At 67.0% G+C, this 18,641-nt stretch carries 18 protein-coding genes and 4 pseudogenes; 14 read left to right on the forward strand and 8 right to left on the reverse strand.

The window, feature by feature from the left end; translation table 11 throughout:
- The first annotated feature begins 49 nt into the window (after positions 1-49).
- From FOJ82_RS11535 to kduI, 6 genes are all read left to right on the forward strand, one after another.
- Complete coding sequence (locus tag FOJ82_RS11535; RefSeq protein ID WP_143938628.1) at positions 50-967, forward strand: carbohydrate ABC transporter permease; 918 nt, start codon at positions 50-52, stop codon at positions 965-967.
- A complete protein-coding gene (locus FOJ82_RS11540) occupies positions 967-1,803 on the forward strand; it encodes a carbohydrate ABC transporter permease (protein WP_143938629.1) in 837 nt (278 codons plus the stop codon). Before FOJ82_RS11535 ends, FOJ82_RS11540 begins: the two co-directional genes overlap by 1 nt.
- 4 nt (positions 1,804-1,807) lie before the next feature.
- Positions 1,808-2,455 (forward strand): DUF624 domain-containing protein, encoded by a 648-nt coding sequence (locus FOJ82_RS11545; protein ID WP_143938630.1) that lies wholly within the window; start codon positions 1,808-1,810, stop codon positions 2,453-2,455.
- Positions 2,456-2,477: 22 nt separating this feature from the next.
- Complete coding sequence (locus FOJ82_RS11550; RefSeq protein ID WP_143938631.1) at positions 2,478-3,665, forward strand: glycoside hydrolase family 88 protein; 1,188 nt, start codon at positions 2,478-2,480, stop codon at positions 3,663-3,665.
- On the forward strand, positions 3,662-4,432 hold the full coding sequence (gene kduD, locus FOJ82_RS11555; RefSeq protein ID WP_143938632.1) for a 2-dehydro-3-deoxy-D-gluconate 5-dehydrogenase KduD: 771 nt from the start codon (positions 3,662-3,664) through the stop codon (positions 4,430-4,432). Before FOJ82_RS11550 ends, kduD begins: the two co-directional genes overlap by 4 nt.
- Before the next feature lie 63 nt (positions 4,433-4,495).
- On the forward strand, positions 4,496-5,314 hold the full coding sequence (gene kduI, locus FOJ82_RS11560; RefSeq protein WP_143938633.1) for a 5-dehydro-4-deoxy-D-glucuronate isomerase: 819 nt from the start codon (positions 4,496-4,498) through the stop codon (positions 5,312-5,314).
- 109 nt (positions 5,315-5,423) lie between these two features.
- Here kduI and FOJ82_RS11565 read toward each other — a convergent pair whose 3' ends face one another.
- The gene (locus FOJ82_RS11565; RefSeq protein ID WP_143938634.1) at positions 5,424-8,948 is read right to left on the reverse strand and encodes a S8 family serine peptidase; all 3,525 of its coding nucleotides are present in this window, start codon (positions 8,946-8,948) and stop codon (positions 5,424-5,426) included.
- 132 nt (positions 8,949-9,080) lie between these two features.
- On the opposite strand from FOJ82_RS11565, the gene FOJ82_RS11570 reads away from it, so the two are divergent.
- Both FOJ82_RS11570 and FOJ82_RS11575 read left to right on the forward strand, forming a co-directional pair.
- Complete coding sequence (locus FOJ82_RS11570) at positions 9,081-9,554, forward strand: nucleotidyltransferase family protein (protein WP_143938635.1); 474 nt, start codon at positions 9,081-9,083, stop codon at positions 9,552-9,554.
- Positions 9,551-9,874, forward strand: coding sequence for a HepT-like ribonuclease domain-containing protein (locus FOJ82_RS11575; RefSeq protein ID WP_143938636.1), 324 nt, complete (start codon positions 9,551-9,553; stop codon positions 9,872-9,874). Before FOJ82_RS11570 ends, FOJ82_RS11575 begins: the two co-directional genes overlap by 4 nt.
- A gap of 89 nt (positions 9,875-9,963) precedes the next feature.
- On the opposite strand, the gene FOJ82_RS11580 is transcribed toward FOJ82_RS11575, so the two are convergent.
- Positions 9,964-10,806 (reverse strand): DUF4184 family protein, encoded by an 843-nt coding sequence (locus tag FOJ82_RS11580; RefSeq protein WP_143938637.1) that lies wholly within the window; start codon positions 10,804-10,806, stop codon positions 9,964-9,966.
- Positions 10,807-10,883: 77 nt separating this feature from the next.
- On the opposite strand from FOJ82_RS11580, the gene FOJ82_RS11585 reads away from it, so the two are divergent.
- Positions 10,884-11,339, forward strand: a complete 456-nt coding sequence (locus FOJ82_RS11585; RefSeq protein ID WP_143938638.1) for a hypothetical protein — start codon at positions 10,884-10,886, stop codon at positions 11,337-11,339.
- A complete protein-coding gene (locus tag FOJ82_RS11590; RefSeq protein ID WP_143938639.1) occupies positions 11,329-11,562 on the forward strand; it encodes a MazG-like family protein in 234 nt (77 codons plus the stop codon). The genes FOJ82_RS11585 and FOJ82_RS11590 overlap by 11 nt, the downstream gene beginning before the upstream one ends.
- A gap of 229 nt (positions 11,563-11,791) precedes the next feature.
- On the opposite strand, the gene brig1 is transcribed toward FOJ82_RS11590, so the two are convergent.
- The gene (gene brig1, locus FOJ82_RS11595) at positions 11,792-12,550 is read right to left on the reverse strand and encodes an anti-phage DNA glycosylase Brig1 (RefSeq protein ID WP_143938640.1); all 759 of its coding nucleotides are present in this window, start codon (positions 12,548-12,550) and stop codon (positions 11,792-11,794) included.
- A gap of 61 nt (positions 12,551-12,611) precedes the next feature.
- Here brig1 and FOJ82_RS11600 point away from each other — a divergent pair, with 61 nt between their 5' ends.
- Positions 12,612-12,920: a hypothetical protein gene (locus FOJ82_RS11600; RefSeq protein WP_143938641.1), complete on the forward strand. Its 309-nt coding sequence runs from the start codon at positions 12,612-12,614 to the stop codon at positions 12,918-12,920.
- A gap of 288 nt (positions 12,921-13,208) precedes the next feature.
- Here the strand turns inward: FOJ82_RS11600 and FOJ82_RS16955 are convergent.
- A pseudogene (locus FOJ82_RS16955) lies at positions 13,209-13,457 on the reverse strand (hypothetical protein); the annotation flags it as partial.
- Positions 13,458-13,520: 63 nt separating this feature from the next.
- Positions 13,521-14,069, reverse strand: a pseudogene (locus FOJ82_RS11610) (ISL3 family transposase); the annotation flags it as partial.
- Positions 14,070-14,146: 77 nt separating this feature from the next.
- On the opposite strand from FOJ82_RS11610, the gene FOJ82_RS11615 reads away from it, so the two are divergent.
- Positions 14,147-15,321, forward strand: a protein-coding gene (locus FOJ82_RS11615; protein WP_246099854.1) for an IS3 family transposase whose coding sequence is annotated in 2 segments (ribosomal slippage) — positions 14,147-14,426 and positions 14,426-15,321 — 1,176 coding nt in all. Because the reading frame shifts where the segments join, the coding sequence is not laid out codon by codon here.
- 33 nt (positions 15,322-15,354) lie between these two features.
- Here the strand turns inward: FOJ82_RS11615 and FOJ82_RS11620 are convergent.
- The 3 genes and pseudogenes from FOJ82_RS11620 to FOJ82_RS11630 all read right to left on the reverse strand — a co-directional run.
- Positions 15,355-15,579, reverse strand: a pseudogene (locus FOJ82_RS11620) (transposase); the annotation flags it as partial.
- A gap of 7 nt (positions 15,580-15,586) precedes the next feature.
- On the reverse strand, positions 15,587-16,981 hold the full coding sequence (locus FOJ82_RS11625; RefSeq protein WP_221933135.1) for an IS30 family transposase: 1,395 nt from the start codon (positions 16,979-16,981) through the stop codon (positions 15,587-15,589).
- 46 nt (positions 16,982-17,027) lie between these two features.
- Positions 17,028-17,564: pseudogene (locus FOJ82_RS11630) on the reverse strand (transposase); the annotation flags it as partial.
- A gap of 171 nt (positions 17,565-17,735) precedes the next feature.
- On the opposite strand from FOJ82_RS11630, the gene FOJ82_RS11635 reads away from it, so the two are divergent.
- Both FOJ82_RS11635 and FOJ82_RS17040 read left to right on the forward strand, forming a co-directional pair.
- Entirely contained in the window at positions 17,736-18,311 is a 576-nt protein-coding gene (locus FOJ82_RS11635) for a DUF6994 family protein (RefSeq protein WP_143938642.1), read from the forward strand.
- Positions 18,206-18,508: a DUF6994 family protein gene (locus tag FOJ82_RS17040; protein WP_425472499.1), complete on the forward strand. Its 303-nt coding sequence runs from the start codon at positions 18,206-18,208 to the stop codon at positions 18,506-18,508. Before FOJ82_RS11635 ends, FOJ82_RS17040 begins: the two co-directional genes overlap by 106 nt.
- Positions 18,509-18,641 lie beyond the last annotated feature (133 nt).

Raw genomic sequence — 18,641 nt, forward strand, 5'->3', positions numbered from 1 at the left:
GCCTCCGGCGCCCCACTTCCCGCCCACACACGCCCCAGGAGAAAGGCGCATGTTGACCACCGTCGACACGTCGCGCCCACCCACGCGACGACGAGGAGCGCTGAAGCTCCACAACACCCTGCAGGGATGGTCGTTCATCCTGCCGAACTTCATCGGGTTCGGGATCCTGACCCTCGTCCCGGTGATCATGCTGTTCTACTACTCGCTCACGGAGTGGAACGCCTTCGGCAAGGCCACCTTCGTCGGGCTCGAGAACTTCAGCCGGCTGCTCGGCGACTCCAGCTTCTGGACCGCGCTGTACAACACCGGCTACTACAGCGTCTTCCACATCCCCCTGACGCTGGCCGCGGCCCTCGGGTTGGCGCTGCTGCTGAACACGGGAATCAAGGGACGCGGTTTCTTCCGGACCGCGGCGTTCTTCCCCTACATCACCTCCATCGTCGCCATCGCCGTCGTGTGGAACCAGATCTTCAGCCCCGAGTACGGCCCCATCAACCAGGCGCTGCGGTTCTTCGGGATCGCCGACCTGCCCGGCTGGACCGCCTCGGCCCAGTGGTCGATGCCCGCCGTGATCATCGTCGGCGTGTGGCGCGAGATGGGCTACTACATGCTCCTGCTGCTGGCCGGTCTCCAGACCATCCCGGCGCAGCTGTACGAGGCCGCCAAGGTCGACGGCGCCTCCGCCTGGCAGCGCTTCCGCAACGTCACCATCCCCGGACTGCGCCCCACCCTGTTCTTCGTCACCGTGATGCTCACCATCGGCAGCCTCAAGGTGTTCGACCTGATCCTCGTCATGACCAACGGCGGCCCGGGCAACTCGACGCTCGTGCTCAGCCAGTTCATCTACCGCAAGGGCTTCGAGGAGAACCAGTTCGGCTACGCGTCGTCGTCGGCCGTGGTGCTGTTCTTCATCTGTCTTTCCATCACGCTGCTCCAGTACTTCTGGAACCGCAGGCAGGAGAAGTGATGACCGAGAACCTGGTCCTCAAGCGCATCGGCAAGGTGCTCGTCTACATCCTGCTCGTGGCTGCCGCCCTCGGCATCCTGCTGCCGTTCTACTGGATGGTGATGAGCTCCATCAAGACCAACAACGAGGTCTTCACCGTCCCCATCAAGTGGTGGCCGGACATCCCGCAATGGCAGCACTACGTGGAGATCTTCGCCAAGTCGGACATGACCACCTGGCTGAAGAACACGCTGCTGCTGTCGGTGGTGGTGACGTTCATGCAGGTCCTGACCGGCAGCTTCGCCGCCTACGGCTTCTCCAAGGTGCGATTCCCCGGCCGCGACGTGCTGTTCCTCGCCTACATCGGAACCATCGCCGTGCCGTGGCAGTCCTACATGATCCCGCAGTTCCGGCTGCTCTCGGACATGGGCCTGGCCAACACGTTGTGGTCCATCATCGCGCTGCAGGCCTTCGGCGCCTTCGGGGTGTTCCTCATGAAGCAGTTCTTCGAGACCATCCCCGAGGACCTCAGCGAGGCCGCGCGGCTGGACGGGCTGTCCGAGTACGGCATCTACGCGCGCATCATGATGCCGCTGTCGGTGCCCGCCATCGCCAGCCTCACGCTGCTGACGTTCGTCACCACCTGGAACGACTACCTCGGGCCGCTGATCTACCTGCGCAACCCGGACCTTTGGACCATCCAGCTCGGCCTGCGGACGTTCGTCTCCCAGTACGACGCCGACTACGCCCTGATCATGACCGGAGCCGTCCTCTCGACGCTGCCGATCGCGATCATCTTCCTGCTGGGCCAGCGCTACTTCATCGAGGGCATCGCGTCCACGGGACTGAAGGGCTGAGGCAATGGTCGAGAACCACCTGTTCCTGAAGGTGTCCGGGGTGATCTACCTGGCGCTCATGACGAACTTCCTCATGGTCGCCACCAGCCTGCCGCTCGTGGTGCTGCTGCTGGCCACCGACCCCACCGGGACCTGGCCGTTCGTCGCCGTGGCAGCCGTCGCGGCCGCCCCCAGCCTGCCCGCGACGTTCTCGACCTTCGCCCGCTACAGCGACGCCGGCGACGTCGCCGTGGTGCGCAACTACTTCCGCGCCTGGCGGCGCCACGCCGTCAGGGCCTGGCAGATCGGTGCCCTCACCGTCGCGCTGTGCACGGTGCTCGCCGTGGACATCGCCTGGGCGTTCGGCCACGAGGTCGGCGCCGTCGCGATCCCCGTGTTCGCCACGCTGATCGCCCTGGTGGCCGGCGTCGCGCTGGGCGGGCTCGTGGCCGTCACCGAACGGCCCGAGCTGCGCCTGGCCGCGCTGGCCCGGGCGGCCACCTTCCTGATGGCCAAGCGCTGGTACCTGACCCTGATGTCGCTGGCGGCGTTCGTCGTCCTGCTCGCCATCACCGCTGAGCGGCCCGCCATCGGGCTGGGCGTCGTCGCCGCGCCGCTGCTCTACCTCGTGTGGGCCAACACCCGTTTCACGTTGCGCCCCATCCTCACCTGAAACCCCGAAGGGACCCCACCACATGTCGACCATGCCCCGCGCTGCAACCAGCACGGACAAGGCCTTGGACGCGGCCGTCGCGATCGCGCACAGCCACCTGAAGCGCTTCGCCGACGTCTACCCGGAGGACACCACCATCGACGGGGTCTACCCGCTGCGGCGCGCCCAGTACGGGCAGCCCGAGGGCGGCAACACCGAGTGGACCACCGGGTTCCTGCCCGGGATGCTGTGGGCGCTGGGGGAGGCCTCCGGCGACGAGGCGCTGCTCGACGGCGCGCAGGCGCACGTGCCGAGTTTCGTCGAGCGCATCACCGGCCGCATCGACATCGCCACCCATGACCTCGGCTTCCTCTACACCTTGTCCTGCGTGACCGCCTGGCGCGAGCGCGGCGACGAGGTGGCCCGCGACGCCGCCCTCCTGGCCGCCGACCACCTGATGACCCGGTTCCTCGACTCGGCCGGCATCATCCAGGCCTGGGGCGACCTGGCCGATCCCGCGCAGCGGGGCCGCACCATCATCGACAGCCTGATGAACCTGCCGCTGCTGTACTGGGCCACCGAGACCACCGGCGATGCCCGCTACCGCGACGCCGCCGTCCGGCACACCCGCGCGTTGCGCGACAACATCGTTCGCGCCGACGACACCACCCACCACACCTTCCACTGGGACCCCGAGACCGGCGAGCCGCTGCGGGGCAGCACGGCCCAGGGCTACGGCGACGACTCCTGCTGGGCCCGCGGCCAGGCGTGGGGGATCTACGGGTTCACCCTCGGCTACCGGCACACCGGCGACGAGACGCTGCTCGAGCTGGCCGGGCGGCTCGCGGACTACTTCCTCGCGCACCTGCCCGCGGACAGGGTGCCGTACTGGGACCTGATGTTCACCGACGCCGACGGCCAGGAGCGGGACTCCTCGGCGGCCGCGATCTCGGTGTGCGGGCTGCTCGAGCTCGCCGCCGCCACCGGCAGGGCAGACTACGGGCAGGCGGCCGAGGAGATCCTCGAGTCGCTGGCCACCGACTACGCCACCGACGGCACCGGCCCCCGCGACTGCCTGCTGCTGCACAGCGTCTACGACAAGAACGGCGGCAAGGGCGTCGACGAGGGCAACCTGTGGGGCGACTACTTCTACGCCGAGGCGCTGCTGCGCCGGACCCGGCCAGAATGGGTGTCGTACTGGCACCCGCTTGAGGGAAAGGAATCCCGATGATCCTCGACCAATTCTCCCTTGACGGGAACGTGGCGCTCGTGACCGGCGCCACCCGCGGCCTCGGTCGAGCGATGGCCGTGGCCCTCGCCGAGGCCGGCGCCGACGTCGCACTCGTCGGCTCGAGCTCCCGGGCAACCGAGACCGCCGAGCTGGTGGAGGCCGCCGGGCGGCGCGCCCTCACGCTGGTCTGCGACCTCGCGAGCGCCTCCGTCGAGGAGCTCGGCGACCTGGTCGCGCAGACCGTCGCGGGCCTCGGCGGGCTGGACATCCTGGTCAACAACGCCGGCACCATCCGCCGCTCCCCGGCGCTGGAGCACCCCGAGTCCGACTGGGACGACGTGGTGCAGGTGAACCAGAAGGCCGTGTTCTTCCTGGCGCAGGCCGCCGCGAGGGTGATGATCGAGGCCGGCGAGGGTGGCCGGATCATCAACACCGCCTCGCTGCTGAGCCACCAGGGCGGCATCAACGTCGCCTCCTACACCGCCTCCAAGCACGCCGTCGCCGGTCTGACGCGGGCGATGTCCAACGAGTGGGCACCGCTGGGGATCAACGTGAACGCGATCGTCCCGGGCTACTTCGCCACCGACAACACCGCCGCCCTGCGCGCCGACGACGACCGCTCCCGCGCCATCCTGGAGCGCATCCCCGCCGGCCGCTGGGGCGAGGCCTCCGACCTGTCCGGCGCCGCCGTGTTCCTGGCCTCCCGCGCGTCCGCCTACGTCCACGGCACCCTGCTGGCCGTCGACGGCGGCTGGCTCGCCCGCTGACCCGATTCCGAGTAACGAAGTCCCGGCAATCCGGTCGGGCACCCACTGCAAGGAGAAATCATCATGGAGAACCGCTACGCCTGCGCCCCCGAGCACGTCGCCGGGATGCGAACCGCAGAACTGCGCGAGCGCTTCCTGGTCGAGAACCTCTTCACCGACGGCGAGGTGAACTTCACCTACAGCCACCACGACCGCGTCATCCTCGCCGGCGCAGTCCCCGCCGAGGGTGCCCAGCTGGAGCTGCCCACTCCCGAGGCGCTGCACGCCGAGCACCTGTTCGACAACCGCGAGGCCGGCATCATCAACATCGGCGCCGACGCCGAGGTCACCGTCGACGGCCAGACCTACACCGTCGCCCACAAGGGCCTGCTCTACGTCGGCCGCGGCACCAGGAGCGTCACCTTCTCCGCACCGGGCCGGTTCTACCTGTACAGCGCACCCGCGCACACCGAGTACCCGACCACGCTCGTGGGTCCGGACGAGGGCAACGTGCTGGAGCTCGGCGAGCAGGAGACCTCCAACAAGCGCACCCTGCGCCAGCTGCTGTTCAACGGCGACGTGAAGTCGTGCCAGGTGATGATGGGGGTCACCACACTCGCGCCCGGCAGCATGTGGAACACCATGCCCGCCCACACCCACGACCGCCGCATGGAGGCCTACCTCTACTTCGACGTCGCCGACGAAGCCCGCGTCATCCACCTGATGGGCGAGCCGTCCGAGACCCGCCACCTGGTCGTCGCCAACGAGCAGGCGGTCATCTCGCCCAGCTGGTCCGTCCACTCCGGAGTCGGCACCAAGGCCTACTCGTTCATCTGGGCGATGGCCGGGGAGAACCAGAAGTTCGACGACATGGACCCGGCTCCCGTCACGTCGATGGAGTGACCGGGCGCCCGCCTCGGTGCGGGCTTCGTGACCCGTGGTGACCAGCTCCGGCGACACGCCTCGGTCCCTGCTCTGATGGGCAGGCTCCGAGGCGTGTCGCCGGAGCTCGTCACGCCCGGTCGAGGTCAGCTGCCAGCCGCCGCAGCCCATCCGCGAGGGCCGTGGCCGTGAGCCGTGCCTCACCGGCGGATTCCGCCGGTTCGAGAGCCCTGATGGGCCGCACCAGCGGTGGCCGGACCACGTCGATCGGCAGCTTCGGCCGCACCACCGGGCCCGGCTGGTTGGTGTCCACCAGCTTGCGCAGGCATTCGATGACCTCGGCGAGGTCGGTGCCGTACTCGCCCAGGGCGGCGTCGAGCAGTTTCGCCAGTCGCCGGTCGTGCAGCACCTCGATGAGGATCCTGATCCGCTCCTCGCAGCCGGACCCGCTCTCCTTCGGCGGCTCGGGGTCGCCTTCCGGCGGGCGGGGCACGTAGATGGATCCCGAGAGCAGCTGCTCCCGCGTGAACCGCTCTCGGTGGAGGCTGCGGCCCTCCGCCACCAGGCGGAACCGGTAGATGCCGTAGTGCTTGGCCACGTACTCGGCCTCGAACACCCCGCCGCCCGAGGGCATGAGCTTCACCACGTCGTTCCCGGCGGGCCCGACGAGCTCGGCGCGCACGGTGGCGCGGTCGCCGTCGACGGGGAGGTCGTACTCCGCCAGCCGTGCGACCAGGTGCATCGTCGCGCCCGGCTCGATGTCCTTCTGGTGCAGCGAGGCCTTCAGCGTCAGGCTGGAGCGGCTGTGCACCTCCAGGGAGTAGTGGACGCCGTGGGCGACGGCCTGCTCGTAGGTGGACAGGTCCGTGCTTTCGAGGTGGCTGAGCCACTTGTGGAAGCGGTCGCGGTCCACCTCGAGCAGGGCGGTCCACTCGCCGGCCCAGTGCTCGCCGCCGCCTGCGTCGACGTGGGGGAGCGTGAGCCGGTAGTAGGCGACGTTGCTGCCGGTGACGAAGGTGGCGCCGGCCGTGGTGGGGGTGATGGTCTCCCCGGACGGGGTGACGAGTTGGAAGTTGACCACCCACGGGGCTGGGACGAGCAGGATGACGTCGGTGGCGGAGTCGGCCCGCGAGAGCTGGAACGGGACCTTGACGGCGTCGCCCGGTTGGATCCAACCGCTCGGGTCGAGGACGATCTGCTCGTTGTTCACGCCTGCGAGGATCTGCATGTAGTACTTCGCCAGCAGGAACCGCTCGTCGACCGAGAGGACGCCGGTCATGTTGACGTAGCCGCCGGTGCCGTTGGTCAGTTGGGTGAGCTTGGCCGGGTTGATGGCCGACGGCTCGCCGAGGCCGATGGCGAAGACGGTGTCGTCGATGCTGCCGGCGACGTCGGCGATGTAGGCCGGGGCGTTCTCCTGGCCGTCGGTGAGGACGATCATGGCGGTGGTGTCGTAGGTGCCGGCGACGGTGTCGAGCATCGTCCCGGCCGAGGCGACGCCGTCGCCGATGGAGGTGGCGCCCGCTGGGTTGGCGACGTGCCCGGCCACGGCTGCGGCGGCCTGTGCGCGCCCCGCGCCGAAGATTTCCGGGCCGGCGTCGACGACGTTCATCACCACGCCGGCGTCGTGGTCGAAGCGGACCACGCCGATGCCGGTGTCGGGGCGCAGCAGGTCGACCAGGACGTTGGCTGACTCGCGCAGCACCTCGACGCGGCTGCGGCCGTCGCCGGCGTCCCAGTCCATCGAGCCGGACTTGTCCATCACCATCACCAGGCCGGCGGTGGGGCGCTCGACGGTGTTGGCCGAGATCGGGACCGTCCACTCCTGTCCGGTCTGGACGGAGCGGACCACCACCTCGCCGGCCGCGGTGTCGCCCGCGTTGGTGCCGGTGTGGGTGAGCCAGATCCGGGCGTGCTCAGTGGCGCCGATCCCGGGCGCCGGCACCGTCGTCGAGGAGCCCAGCAGCAGGCTGAAGGAGCCGGCCGGGCCGGACGTGGTGGTGGGGCCGGAGACCACCTCGAAGGTCAGGTCCTCCACTCCGGAGACCTCCCAGACGACGGCGCGAGCGGTGGTCTCCGCCTCCGGGACGTCGTTGAACGTGACGTGCGAGGTGAGGAGCTGGATTCGGCGGGCGGCCTGCGCGACGGCGTCGAAGGCGTTGACGCGGCCGAAGCCGTAGTCGTCGTTGTGGCCAGCAGCGTCGTAGACGACACCGCCGATCTGCTCGGCGGTGTCGCGCATCAGCTGGCGGAGCTGGTCGCGGGTCATGCCCGGGTCGGCGGAGAGTGCCAGCGCGGCGCAACCGGCGGCGCAGGGTGCGGCGAAGGACGTGCCGGTGGACGGGCCGTAGTTGTCGCCCGACTGGGTGCTGACCACGTTCACGCCGGGTGCGATCAGTTCCACCTCGGCACCGCGGGCGGCGTTGTCCTCCATGTCGTTGCGGTCGGAGCGGACGACGGCTATCACGTCTGGGTGCGAGACCACCTGGTCCAGCGAGACGTCGACGTTGTTGCCGTTGCTCGCCGCCCAGAAGATGGCGGTGCCCAGTCCGCCGCGCCCGTTGGCGGCCGCGGCCTGGAGGGCGAGGTCGAGGACGGTCATCAGGGCCCAGTTGGCGCCGTTGGGGCCGAGGCTGGAGACGATGATGTCCGCGCCGTCGTCCGCGTTGGCGGTGGCCACCTCGGTGGTGGGGTCGGCGGCGTAGGCGATGGCCCGGGCCAGGGTGGCCTGGCTGCCCACCTGGTCGGTGAGGCAGGCGACGAGCATCAGTTCGGACTCAGGAGCCGCGCCGACGCCGCCCCTCGCGTTGCCCTCCCGGGCGCCGACCATGCCGGCGCAGAACGTGCCGTGGTCCTCGTCCGGCATGCCGGCGGTGCCGGCCGTAAACGTGACGGGGGAGCCCGAGACGAAGAAGCCGGAGCCCGCCCCGACCCCCGCGGCGAGGTCCTCGTGGTCGGCGTCGAAGCCGTTGTCCACGACAGCCACGCGGATGCCCGCGCCGCGAGTGTGGTCCCAGGCGGCCTCGGCGGCGACGTCGGCGCCCGCAGTGCCGCCGCCCGCGCCGGTGTTGTTCCACTGCCACTGGTCGGCGTAGTCCGGGTCGGTGGGTGTGAAGCGCTGCGGCACGTGCTCGACGAAGGAGGGCTCGGCGAAGACGAAGTTCGGGTTCTCGTGGAGCGCCACCGACGCGTCGAGCGCGTCGCCGTTGCCGGTGCGGACCTCGAAGAGGTTGGGTGCGAAGCGGAGCTCGACCAGCACGGTCAGGCCCGCGGCCTCCAGTTCGGCGTCCACCTCGGGGCGGTCGAGCGAGGGGTCCAGCTGGACCGTGAGCACGTCAGTGGCGATGACCACCCGGCCGTCGTCGTGGACCACGAGCCTGCCTGCGGCGTCCGCACCGTCGGGGACGTTGCCCTCACGGACGGACCGGCGGGTAGTGGCGTTCTCCTTGACCACGAGCCAGCCAGCGCGCTCGAACGCGTCGATGGTGTCGTCGTCCAGTTCGGGTGCTGCCTTGCGGATCGCAGCTCTGCCGTCCGTTGCGCGGCGTTGGTACCGGTTCGCGTCGTCGGCGGTCTCATCGGTGTGGACGGCGACGACCGCCTCCATCTCCTCGACCTCAACCGGCTGGTCCTTGCGGTAGTAGTGGCGGTTCATGATGCCCTCCCATCGACGGGACGGCGCTCACCGTCCTTGCCATGGAAGAGCGGTCTCCGGGCGGCGTGATACCGGCAGGGATGCAATGTGTCGGCACACTTCCCAGGTGATCGCAATTGCTATCATGGATCTGTGGATGTCCTTGAGCTTGAGCAGGAGGCGCGTGCCGCGGACGATGCTGCGCGCGAGGCTCGGGCACGCTTGGTGAGTGCCGTCAGGCGCGCCCACGCCAGCGGCCTCTCGCAGAGGGAGATCGCCGCACACAGCGGACGAAGTCAGGCGGAGATCAACCGTCTCCTGCGGTTCCACGGTGCGGGCGAGCGTGCTCGCCAGTTGAGGGCGAATCGCGGCGCGTTGGTCCGTCTACTCCGGGGGGCCGGACTGGTGAACGTGCGAGTGTTCGGCTCCGTCGCGAGAGGGCAGGACCACGAGGGATCCGATGTCGACATCCTGGCCAGCCCTCGACGACCCATCGGCCTGCTGGCGCTGGCCCGGCTGGAGAATGAGGCCTCCAGGGCGGTCGGACTGCCAGTGGACCTCGTACTCGACGATTCGATCCGGCCAGACTTGCGCGCACGAATCCTTGAAGAAGCGGTGCCGCTGTGAGTCGGACTGAACCGGAGTTGTTGAGGACCGCGCTTCTTCATCTGGACTTCATCGACGAGTACGCATCAATGGACCTTGAGCAGAGTGTTGTTGTCGACGCCATAGCTCTCAGGCTTGCCGGGATGATCGACGCCTTGAGTGGGTTACCCGCACCGGTCCTCGACGACCTCTTCGGAGAAGATTGGTCCGCGATGCGGGGCTTGCGCAACCGGATTGCGCACGGGTATCACCTCGTGGCCCCAGAAGTCCTGAGGATCACGGTCATCGAAGAGTTGCCCGACGTGAGGGAGATCATCGAATCGCGTTTACGAACTAGCTGATCAGTCGGTACGCGCCCGCGATTCCATCGATCCTCAGAGTGAAGCGGTGTACGCGCATGCACCGACTCCACGAGAGTGCGGTCCGAGCGCTACAGGGCGGAGGTCGCGGGGCGCCGCATCCTGCCGAGCCGTGCCACCCACCAGATGGCAACGGCCAGGACGACAATCACCCCAACCGCTGCACCCCCGCCGATCAGGCCCCGGGTCAGGACGCTCTCGACGAGGGCCAACGTGCTGCGGTGGATCGTCGGGTCGAAAGTGGCCGCCACCGACACGGCTCCCGCTAGCACCCCGACCCCGAGGAGGCCGGCAACCGCCCAGTAGGTCCTGCGCAGTGGGGGAGCGCCATCGCTGACGAAGACCCGACGACGCCGCCATAGGACGACCGCGATGACCGCCAGCCCGATCACCGAGCTCCCGTGCTGGAGCAGGTCAATCCATGTGAGGCCGGCCAGAGCCGTCGTGTTCAGGGCCGCAGACTGCTGGGCCAGGAATCCGTCGCTACTGGCAAAGGAGTCCCACAGCAGGTGGGTTGCGGCGCCGAGCACCAAGGAGACAGGCACCCAGACCCATCGCGCGCCGGGTCGGTGCGTAGCGGCAGCGGTCTCGTCGTCTCCTGCCCCGACGGGGTGCAGGGTTCCACCGCCCCACCTCCCCCGGGTCAACCAGACAAGCGGTGGAGTCGCTGCCAGCGCCAGCAGGTACAGGACCAGCGCCAATGGGAGTGAGACGGTCAGCAGGCCGGAGACGGAGTGCGAGGCTGTCGCATTGGTGAACGGTTCGTACCAGGACTGCGCCGAGACCGGGAGACGGGTGGCGCGGACGTAGTAGGGGAGGTCAGGGGCCAGGGCGCCGCAGACGAGGGCGAGACCCACGAGCGGCCGACGCATCAATGGCAACACCGCGGCGGGATGGGCGAGCGTGAACGGCACGGCGCCAACCTACCGTGGCGGACACGGCGCCGGTCAGGGGGAGGAACGCCTGAACCCGTGGCGTGGACACTGGGAGGGTGAAGCGACTCCTCCTGCCCCTGACGATCCTTCCTTTCCTGGCGCTGGCCGGCTGCTCCGGCGCATCGGGCACGCCCTGTGAGGGGGAGTTCGCCTTCAGCAACGGCAGCATGCCTCCGCCGTTCAGCCACAGATGGACCGTCACCTTCACCGACGGCGCCGGTAGCATCGTCTGGACCAGCCCGTACGCGTCGCCGCAGCCGGAGTGGAGCGCCGAGTTCGAGCCCACCGACGACGCCGTGGTGGCCCTCTGCGATGCGATCCGGGACGCACCCACGGAGAGCGACAGCGTCGGGGGTCCGGTCGCCAGCTGGGAGACCAATTCCGGCTCCGGCTCCACTGACACCGGCGTAAACGAACTTGCTGCGGCTGCTCGGGAGTTGGTTGGGGCCGAGACCTTCGACCAGTTGCGGAAGCAGTACGAGGGCTGGCAGGCCGAGCAAGATGAAGGCTGAGTGCTTCCAATGGGTCAGAGCTGACCCAGCGGTAGACGAGTTCAGCCGGCCGGACCCCAAGCGGCGGGCCGCGGAGGAGATCAGCGACGTGCTGGTCTACCTGCTCAGGCTCGCGGACGTGCTCGAGATCGATATTGCGAAAGCGGTCACCGAGAAGATGGAGGACTCGCGCCGTCGGTTCGCGACAGACGAGTTCCAGGGCGTGGCCCCGTTCAAGCTGTGACGCACTCTCAGGCAAGTGCTGGACTGACCGGATCCGCCAATGACTGGCCGGCTACCCTTGGGCTGACTGGTGCGGACGGCTCCGTCTGCGGTGCTGAGCGCTCCACGCAGGTGGACCAGTTGGCTGAGGTGCCACGTCGGCTCCGTCTCCGGTGTCAAGCGCTCCACGGACATTGATCTGCCGCAGTTGGCCGCTTGGTCGCTGGGCACTTACGCCAAGAATGTCGGGTTCAGGCTTGGACGCGGAGCGCGGCGGCGAGCGCTTCGGTGTCCGTGCCACCGGGAGGGCCCGCATACCCGAGTTGGGTGACAACTACCAGGCGCTGGTCGCGGTTCAGTGGGAACACAAGGGCCGTACGGCTCGCCGTCGTCCAGTCGACTGGGAGTTGGTACCCGTCACCAAATCCAAGTTTCGTCGCGGCCTTTAGCCAGGGTTTCCCGAAGGCGAAGATAAACGGGGTCTCGAGTTCGCTGATGGGGTCGAGGATGAAGCGACTGAGGAGGTCGGCTGGCGGCGTTATCGCGGCGGTGACGGACTTGGAGTGGAACGGGTAGAGCTCGATGTAGAGCAGTTCCTGAGCCGGGATGCTGTCGTCGCTGTGCAGGCGGCGAGCGAAAGAAAGCCGGCTTTGGTGGTAGCGGTTACGCCCGTGTGTTTCTTCCCACGCCGCATCCGTGTAGGGGCCGCTCTTGGCCCAGTCCCCATAGGACGTTTCGCGGACACGCCGCGTGTAGATGCCCTGCATGCCTTGGAACTTTGGTGCTGGTGCACCGGGGTTGAGCCCGAGCATGACAAGGGCAGGGGTGTTCTTGGCGGCCAGCGGCCCGATGTACGGCTCGGGCATCACGGTCATGTCGACGGTGCCTGCTCCGCGACCGGCGTAGGCGCCACGCCAGCGTTCGAGATCAGGATGCAGGCGATGGTTCCCCCGCACCCATCGGCCGATCTCTCTATCCCAGAACTCGACGGCAGCAAGACGGCTCGACATTCAGCGAATACTGCCACATCATGAGACATGCTTGGTGCCAATGATCAAGGTGGTCCTCTGAATGGTCTATGAGTTCGCAGGGTTGATGAGCAGGCAAGTGGAGTGGGCCCATCGGTACAACGGCTACGCCAGGTTGGCGAGTACTCCAGAGAAGCTTGCCGAAATACTGGAACCTGCTTGGAGGGAGTACCGCCGGACCAAACGGGTCCCGGAATGGTGCGGCGTCGATTTGCTCCGTGGGTGGGTCTTCTACCTGGCCCGTGCTGATCGTCACGGAGGGGGCTACGGGCTCATGGAGAACGGCGACATGATCGATGAATGGCGCGCAGTGTTGGAACGGATCACTTCGCATGAAGAGGCGACGAACTGACGAGATGCCCACAGTGACGTAGAAGTTCCAACGGCAACCGATCTGGAGGTATGCCCTAATCGTCCTGGTCTGTCGCTGGTGGTCAGTGCCAAGATGCGAGGCAGCCCGACACTTCCTGGTACGTCGCGGTCCCGCTGGCGACCGCGATGACCAAGTCGTAGGACTCGTCGTCCGGTGCATCCAAATCGATGCCGTTGAGTCCGTGGAACACCACCAGCGAGAGCCAGCCCCCAAGCGCTTGTTCCCATCGAACAGGGCATGGTTTCCGACCAGCGATTCCAGCAGTACCGCTGCCTTATCGTCGAGGCCGGGATAGGCATCCCGGCCGTAGACGCTCACCCGGGGACGATGAACCGCACTGTCAAGCAGTCCGATATCGCCGATGGGACCAACTCCCAGGTCCTCCACCAGCGACAGAATGTCCTCGAGGGTGAGGTACTCAATCACTGGCCCAACCGGTCCTTCTGCGGGTTCACTCAGCTGATGTGGCCTCTCACACGTCCCCAGGAATCGTCTCCCAGCGGACCTCCCGCGCACTCCGAACCGGTGGTCGGGGAGGTTGTCTGTGAGAGGCGGCGGCTCTTGCAGTTTGGTGGCTCTTCACAATCGAGGGTGTAGTCGGGGTTTGAATCCGCCGGCCTCGAGGAGGCTGCGGGCGATGTAGTGGGTCAGGTTCCGGAAGCCCAGGGCGATACCGCGGAGGTGCTCGAGTCGGCCGTTGATGGCCTCGGTGGGGCCGTTGGAGGTGCCTGGCCGGTCGAAGAAGGCGAGCACGTCAGCGGCGCGACGGTTCAGGGTCCGACCCAGGCGGCGTAACTCCACTAGTGCTGTGGGAACGCCTGTGCTGATGTCATCGATGACCTTGTTGAGCAGGTAGCGGCCGAACTTCTTGTCAGGTTGCCGGTAGGCCACCACGAGACGTTGGTAAATGCCCCAGGTGGCCTCGACCTCGCCATGCTGGTCGTCGGCGAACAGCGCTTCCAGGCGGGCGACCTGCTTGTCGGTGAGCAGATCAACACCGGTCAGCAAGGTGCGCCTGGCCCGGTAGAGCGGATCCCCAGCACGGCCTCGATGTCCGCGGGTGGTTTGCTGAACCCGTTGCCGGCACCGGGTCAGGGCCTCCCCTGCCAGACGCACTACATGGAAGGGGTGGGACTGCCGAAGGTTTGGTTGACTCCAAGACCGCATGACTTCTGGGAGGAGGTTGTGCTGAAAGGATGGCAACCATGCCGAAGATCACTTACTCCGACGAGTTCAAGCGCGACGCGGTCGCGTTGGTCGCCTCAGGCATCCCGCAGAAGCAGGTCGTCAAGGACCTGGGTGTCGCGAAGACCACGCTGCAGGCGTGGGTCCGTGACGCGAGGTTCCAGTCTCACGGGATGACGCCGACCACGGACCCCGAGGCACGCAAGGACATGTCCCAGGCTTTGCGTAGGATCCGTGAGTTGGAGATGGAAAACGAGGTGCTACGCCGCGCAGCAGCGTATCTGTCGCAGGCTCACATCACACCCCCAAAATGATCTATCCGCTCGTCAAGGAGATGGCTGCTGTCGGTGCCCCGGTGAGGGTGCCGGTGGCGGTCGCGTGCCGGATACTGGGATTCTCCAAACAGGGCTACTACAAGTGGCTCAAGCAGCCGATCTCGGTCCGTGAGGCCGAGGAACGTGAGTTGATCGCCGTGCTACGCAAGCTCCATGCCGACGACCCCGAGGGCGGCTACCGGGTGCTGGCCGATGACATCGGCGAGCTGGGTTACACGGTCTCGGAGCGTCGTGTGTGGCGGCTGTGCCGGGTCGCCGGTATCCAATCGGTCATCGTCACACGCACATCGCGCTACAAGAAGGCAGGGGCACCGGTCCACGATGACCTCGTGCAGCGTCAGTTCACCGCTGAGGGGCCCAACCAGTTGTGGCTCACCGACATCACCGAGCGCCGTACCCGTGAGGGAAAGGTGTATCTGTGTGCGATCAAGGATGTGTTCTCCAACCGGATCGTGGGCTACTCGATCGACTCGCGGATGAAGGCCCGGATCGCGGTCAACGCTCTTGAGATGGCCGTGGCTCACCGGGGGCAGCCGGCCGGGGTGATCGTGCACTCGGACCGAGGGTCCCAATTCAGGTCGAGGAAATTCTGCAAGGCCCTCAAACGTCACGGGCTCCGCGGCTCGATGGGCCGGGTCGGAGCCTGTGGCGACAACGCAGCGATGGAGTCATTCTTCGCCCTGCTGCAGAAAAACGTCCTCGACCGCCAACCCTGGACTACCCGCCACGAACTCCGCCTCGAGATCGTCTCGTGGATCGAGGGCAAGTACCACCGGAAACGTCGTCAACGACGCCTCGGGAAACTCACCCCCATCGAGTACGAACTCATCTACAACCCCGCCGCTACACTGGCGGCATAACCCCGGAGGTCAACCAAACCTTCAGCAGACCCGGTCCATCACCGCGGTGGCATGGGCCAGTTCCTCCGCGGCAGCCGTCTTGTAGCCGGTGAACCCATCCATGGCTACGACTTCGATCTGGTCACGCCAGGCTCGGGGGCGCTGAGCGAGCCAGGTCTTGAACACCTGCTTGGAGCGGCCCTCGATCATGTCCAACAGGCGTGCCGGGCCGGCGCCGTCCCTGGTCGGGGTCAGATCGATGACCACGGTGACGTACTTGGCGGGTTCAACTGGTCGTTGCAACACCGGGTTGGTGAAGCGAGCGTAGTTGATCTTCGAAGACTTCGGCTGGGGTTTTCCAGCCTAGGATCTTGCGGGGCCTGTTGTTGAGCGTGTAGGCGACGGCCTCGAGGTCTTCAGCGGACCAGCGTGACAGGTCCGTGCCCTTGGGGAAGTACTGACGCAGTAGCCCGTTCGTGTTCTCGTTCGTCGGTCGCTGCCAAGGGGAATGCGGATCGGCGAAGAACACCTTGGTTCCCGTCTCGAGCGTGAACTGTGCGTGCCCGGCGAGTTCCTTCCCGCGATCCCAGGTGAGCGTCTTGCGGAGCTGCGCAGGAAGCGCCGTCATCGATGCCGTCAGAGCGGCGTTCATCGCGACGGCCCCGTAGCCGCCCAGAGATGGGCCGTTCTTCACAGATGGTTTCTCGCCCCACCCCTCCAGTCGTGGCAAGTGCACCAAGAGCGTTGAACGGCTGCTGCGTTCGACGAGCGTCCCGATCGCAGACCTGCCAGTACCGATGATCAGGTCACCTTCCCAATGGCCAGGCATGGCCCGGTCCTGGGCCTCGGCGGGGCGCTCGCTGAGGACCACGGTGGCGGTGACGTGTCCCTGGGCCTTGTTCCGTGACCGGGCCCTGGGTTCTCGTAGTGCTCGCCCCGTGCGCAGACACGTGACCAGTTCGCGCTTGAGGGCACCACGGCCTTGGATGAACAGCGACTGGTAGATCGCCTCATGACTGATGCGCATGGACTCATCATCGGGGAACTCGAGCCTCAGACGTTGAGCAATCTGCTCCGGGCTCCAGGCCGTTGACCACCGCCGGTCCTGACGGCGGGGCTTGTTCAACCCCTTCCAAGGCGGTGTCCTGGGGCCGGCGACGGGGGTGCCGTCCGGGCGGCGGACGTTCCCGGCGAGCCGGTCTTGAACGTACTCGCGCAACCTAGGGTTCGTCACCAGCTTCGCCTGCTTTGGACGCTTGGCTGCGATCTCGGACTTCCACTGCGCGGTCGTGGCCCGATACCCCGGGTTCGTAGATCGCGTGGCCGCGTTGCGGCGAAGCTCTCGGGAGATCGTCGAGGCATCCCGCCCAATCCGGCGACCGATCTCACGCGGGCCATGACCCAGAGCTCTCAGGATCGCGATCTCTTCGCGCTCGACGAACGACAAATATCGGCCCGTCGGCTCGGCCAGAGTCATAGGAGGCATGCCGCCACCTTCACGGAACCAACGGCCCCCGATGACCTCCGACACGCCAACGGCCTCAGCGGCCTTGGCCGTGGGCAGGCCTTGCCCGATTCGCAGCCAGAACTCACGCTCAACCCGACGCGGGAAACCCCACCTGCCCGGCGAACGCATCTTCGGACGCTGAGCACGATCTGCAGCCTGCTGTCTTCTTGCCATCACACACCTCCGGAAAGAGGTGTTGCGACGACCGATTGAATCCGCCCTTGTCGCCGTGACGGGTGTGCCGCCACACGTGCTCATCGACGCCGAGCACATGGACGCCGTCGAAACGCCGCGGATCGTTGATCAGGACCCGCTTTCCCTCGGCCAGGACGGCGTCGTTGGCGGTGTTCCACGACACTGCCAGCCCTTCGGCGATCCGGGCTACGGTCAGATGCGCGACCACGAGTCCTTCCAACGCCCACCGCAACGCCCGTCGGGACAACTTCGCCCGCGGCTCGGCGGCTCTGCTCATGTCCTGACGCCACACATGCCCGCACTCGCCGCAGCGGTAGCGACGCACGGTGACGAGCAAGATGGTGGGTCGCCAGCCGAACGGCTCGTGCGCCAGACGACGCACCACGGTGCCACGTGGCGTTCCCTCGCAGCCGCACCGCCGGCACCACTGGTCCGGCTCAACGACCCGGCAGGCCAACACGGCCCGCTTCGGCTCGATCTGTTGGCCGACGACCTCCAGGCCGAGCTCGTCGAGGCGGGTGAACGTGGTCAGGTTGGGGCGCGTGAAGGTAGCGTGAGGCACGTCGAGGTCTTCCGGATGGTGAGTGTGAGAACTTCCATCTTCGGGAGGCCTCGACCCTCATCCGCGGACCGACGCGCCGCCGTGATCACCCCGCCTCTACACCCTCAAATGTGATGAGCCAGTTTGGTGATCGGACGTATGCGCGCCGCGGTCCTGCGGAAGGATGAACTCATGAGTGAGTGGATCGACCCCGACCTGGACTTCGCGAGCCACTACGACCGCGAAGGCGACCCCGACCGAGACTGCGAACGGTTGTACTTGTGGCATCAGGCCCTGTGCAGCCGTCCGGTTGACGGGGTCGGGCCGTTCGAGATCGAAGTCAGCCACGACTGGTCTTACGGGTTGATGCTCCGCTCCCCGGACGGGGCCGCGTTCCGGCTGGGCAGCGACGCCATCATCCCCACGTGGTCGACGCCAGGGTGGACCTACAGGTTCCCACCGGACTTGGTCGCGGAGATTCAGCGCGACGTTGATGGCTTCCTTCGCGTTGCGTCGACTTTCGGTGCTTACGTCTTGTTCCCCCGCAACGGGTTGGGTCAGACCGGTCCCACCATCAATCAGGCCCGGGGTGTGCACCCGCAGATCGCGGATCGGTTCGATCTCACGCTGGAGTGCATTCGCCGGCACTACCTAGACCCGCGATGGAAAGCCCGCTGGCGAATCGGCTCAACTACTACAGCGACTTCTTCGAACTGTTCGGAGATTTCGATACGTACCTTCGCTTCTTTCTCCTGGACGATTTGGTGACCGCCGACAGGGCCTCGGTTCGGTCCTTCTTGGATGGGGAAGCTGTGACTTCATTCCCAGCACCCGCCTTCGTGGTCACTCCCTCGGAGTACACGGCCTATCGGGTCAACAGCATGAGGTTCGTTCAAGCACGGAACGATCGCATCCGACGACTCCGCCTCTCAAGCAGGCCGAGTAGCTCCGCGCAGACTCACTGATCTGCCGCGTGGAGGGGTCCGAATGCCGAGTGCGATCCTCGCGCAGCGACTCGCTAGGGGAGATTCGAGGCCTCGACGTCTCCAGAAAGCCAATCCAACACGGCTGCCGAGGCATCACGCCCGAGCGTTCCGC

The sequence above is a fragment of the Tessaracoccus rhinocerotis genome (genome assembly GCF_007197885.1).
Taxonomy (GTDB): domain Bacteria; phylum Actinomycetota; class Actinomycetes; order Propionibacteriales; family Propionibacteriaceae; genus Arachnia; species Arachnia rhinocerotis.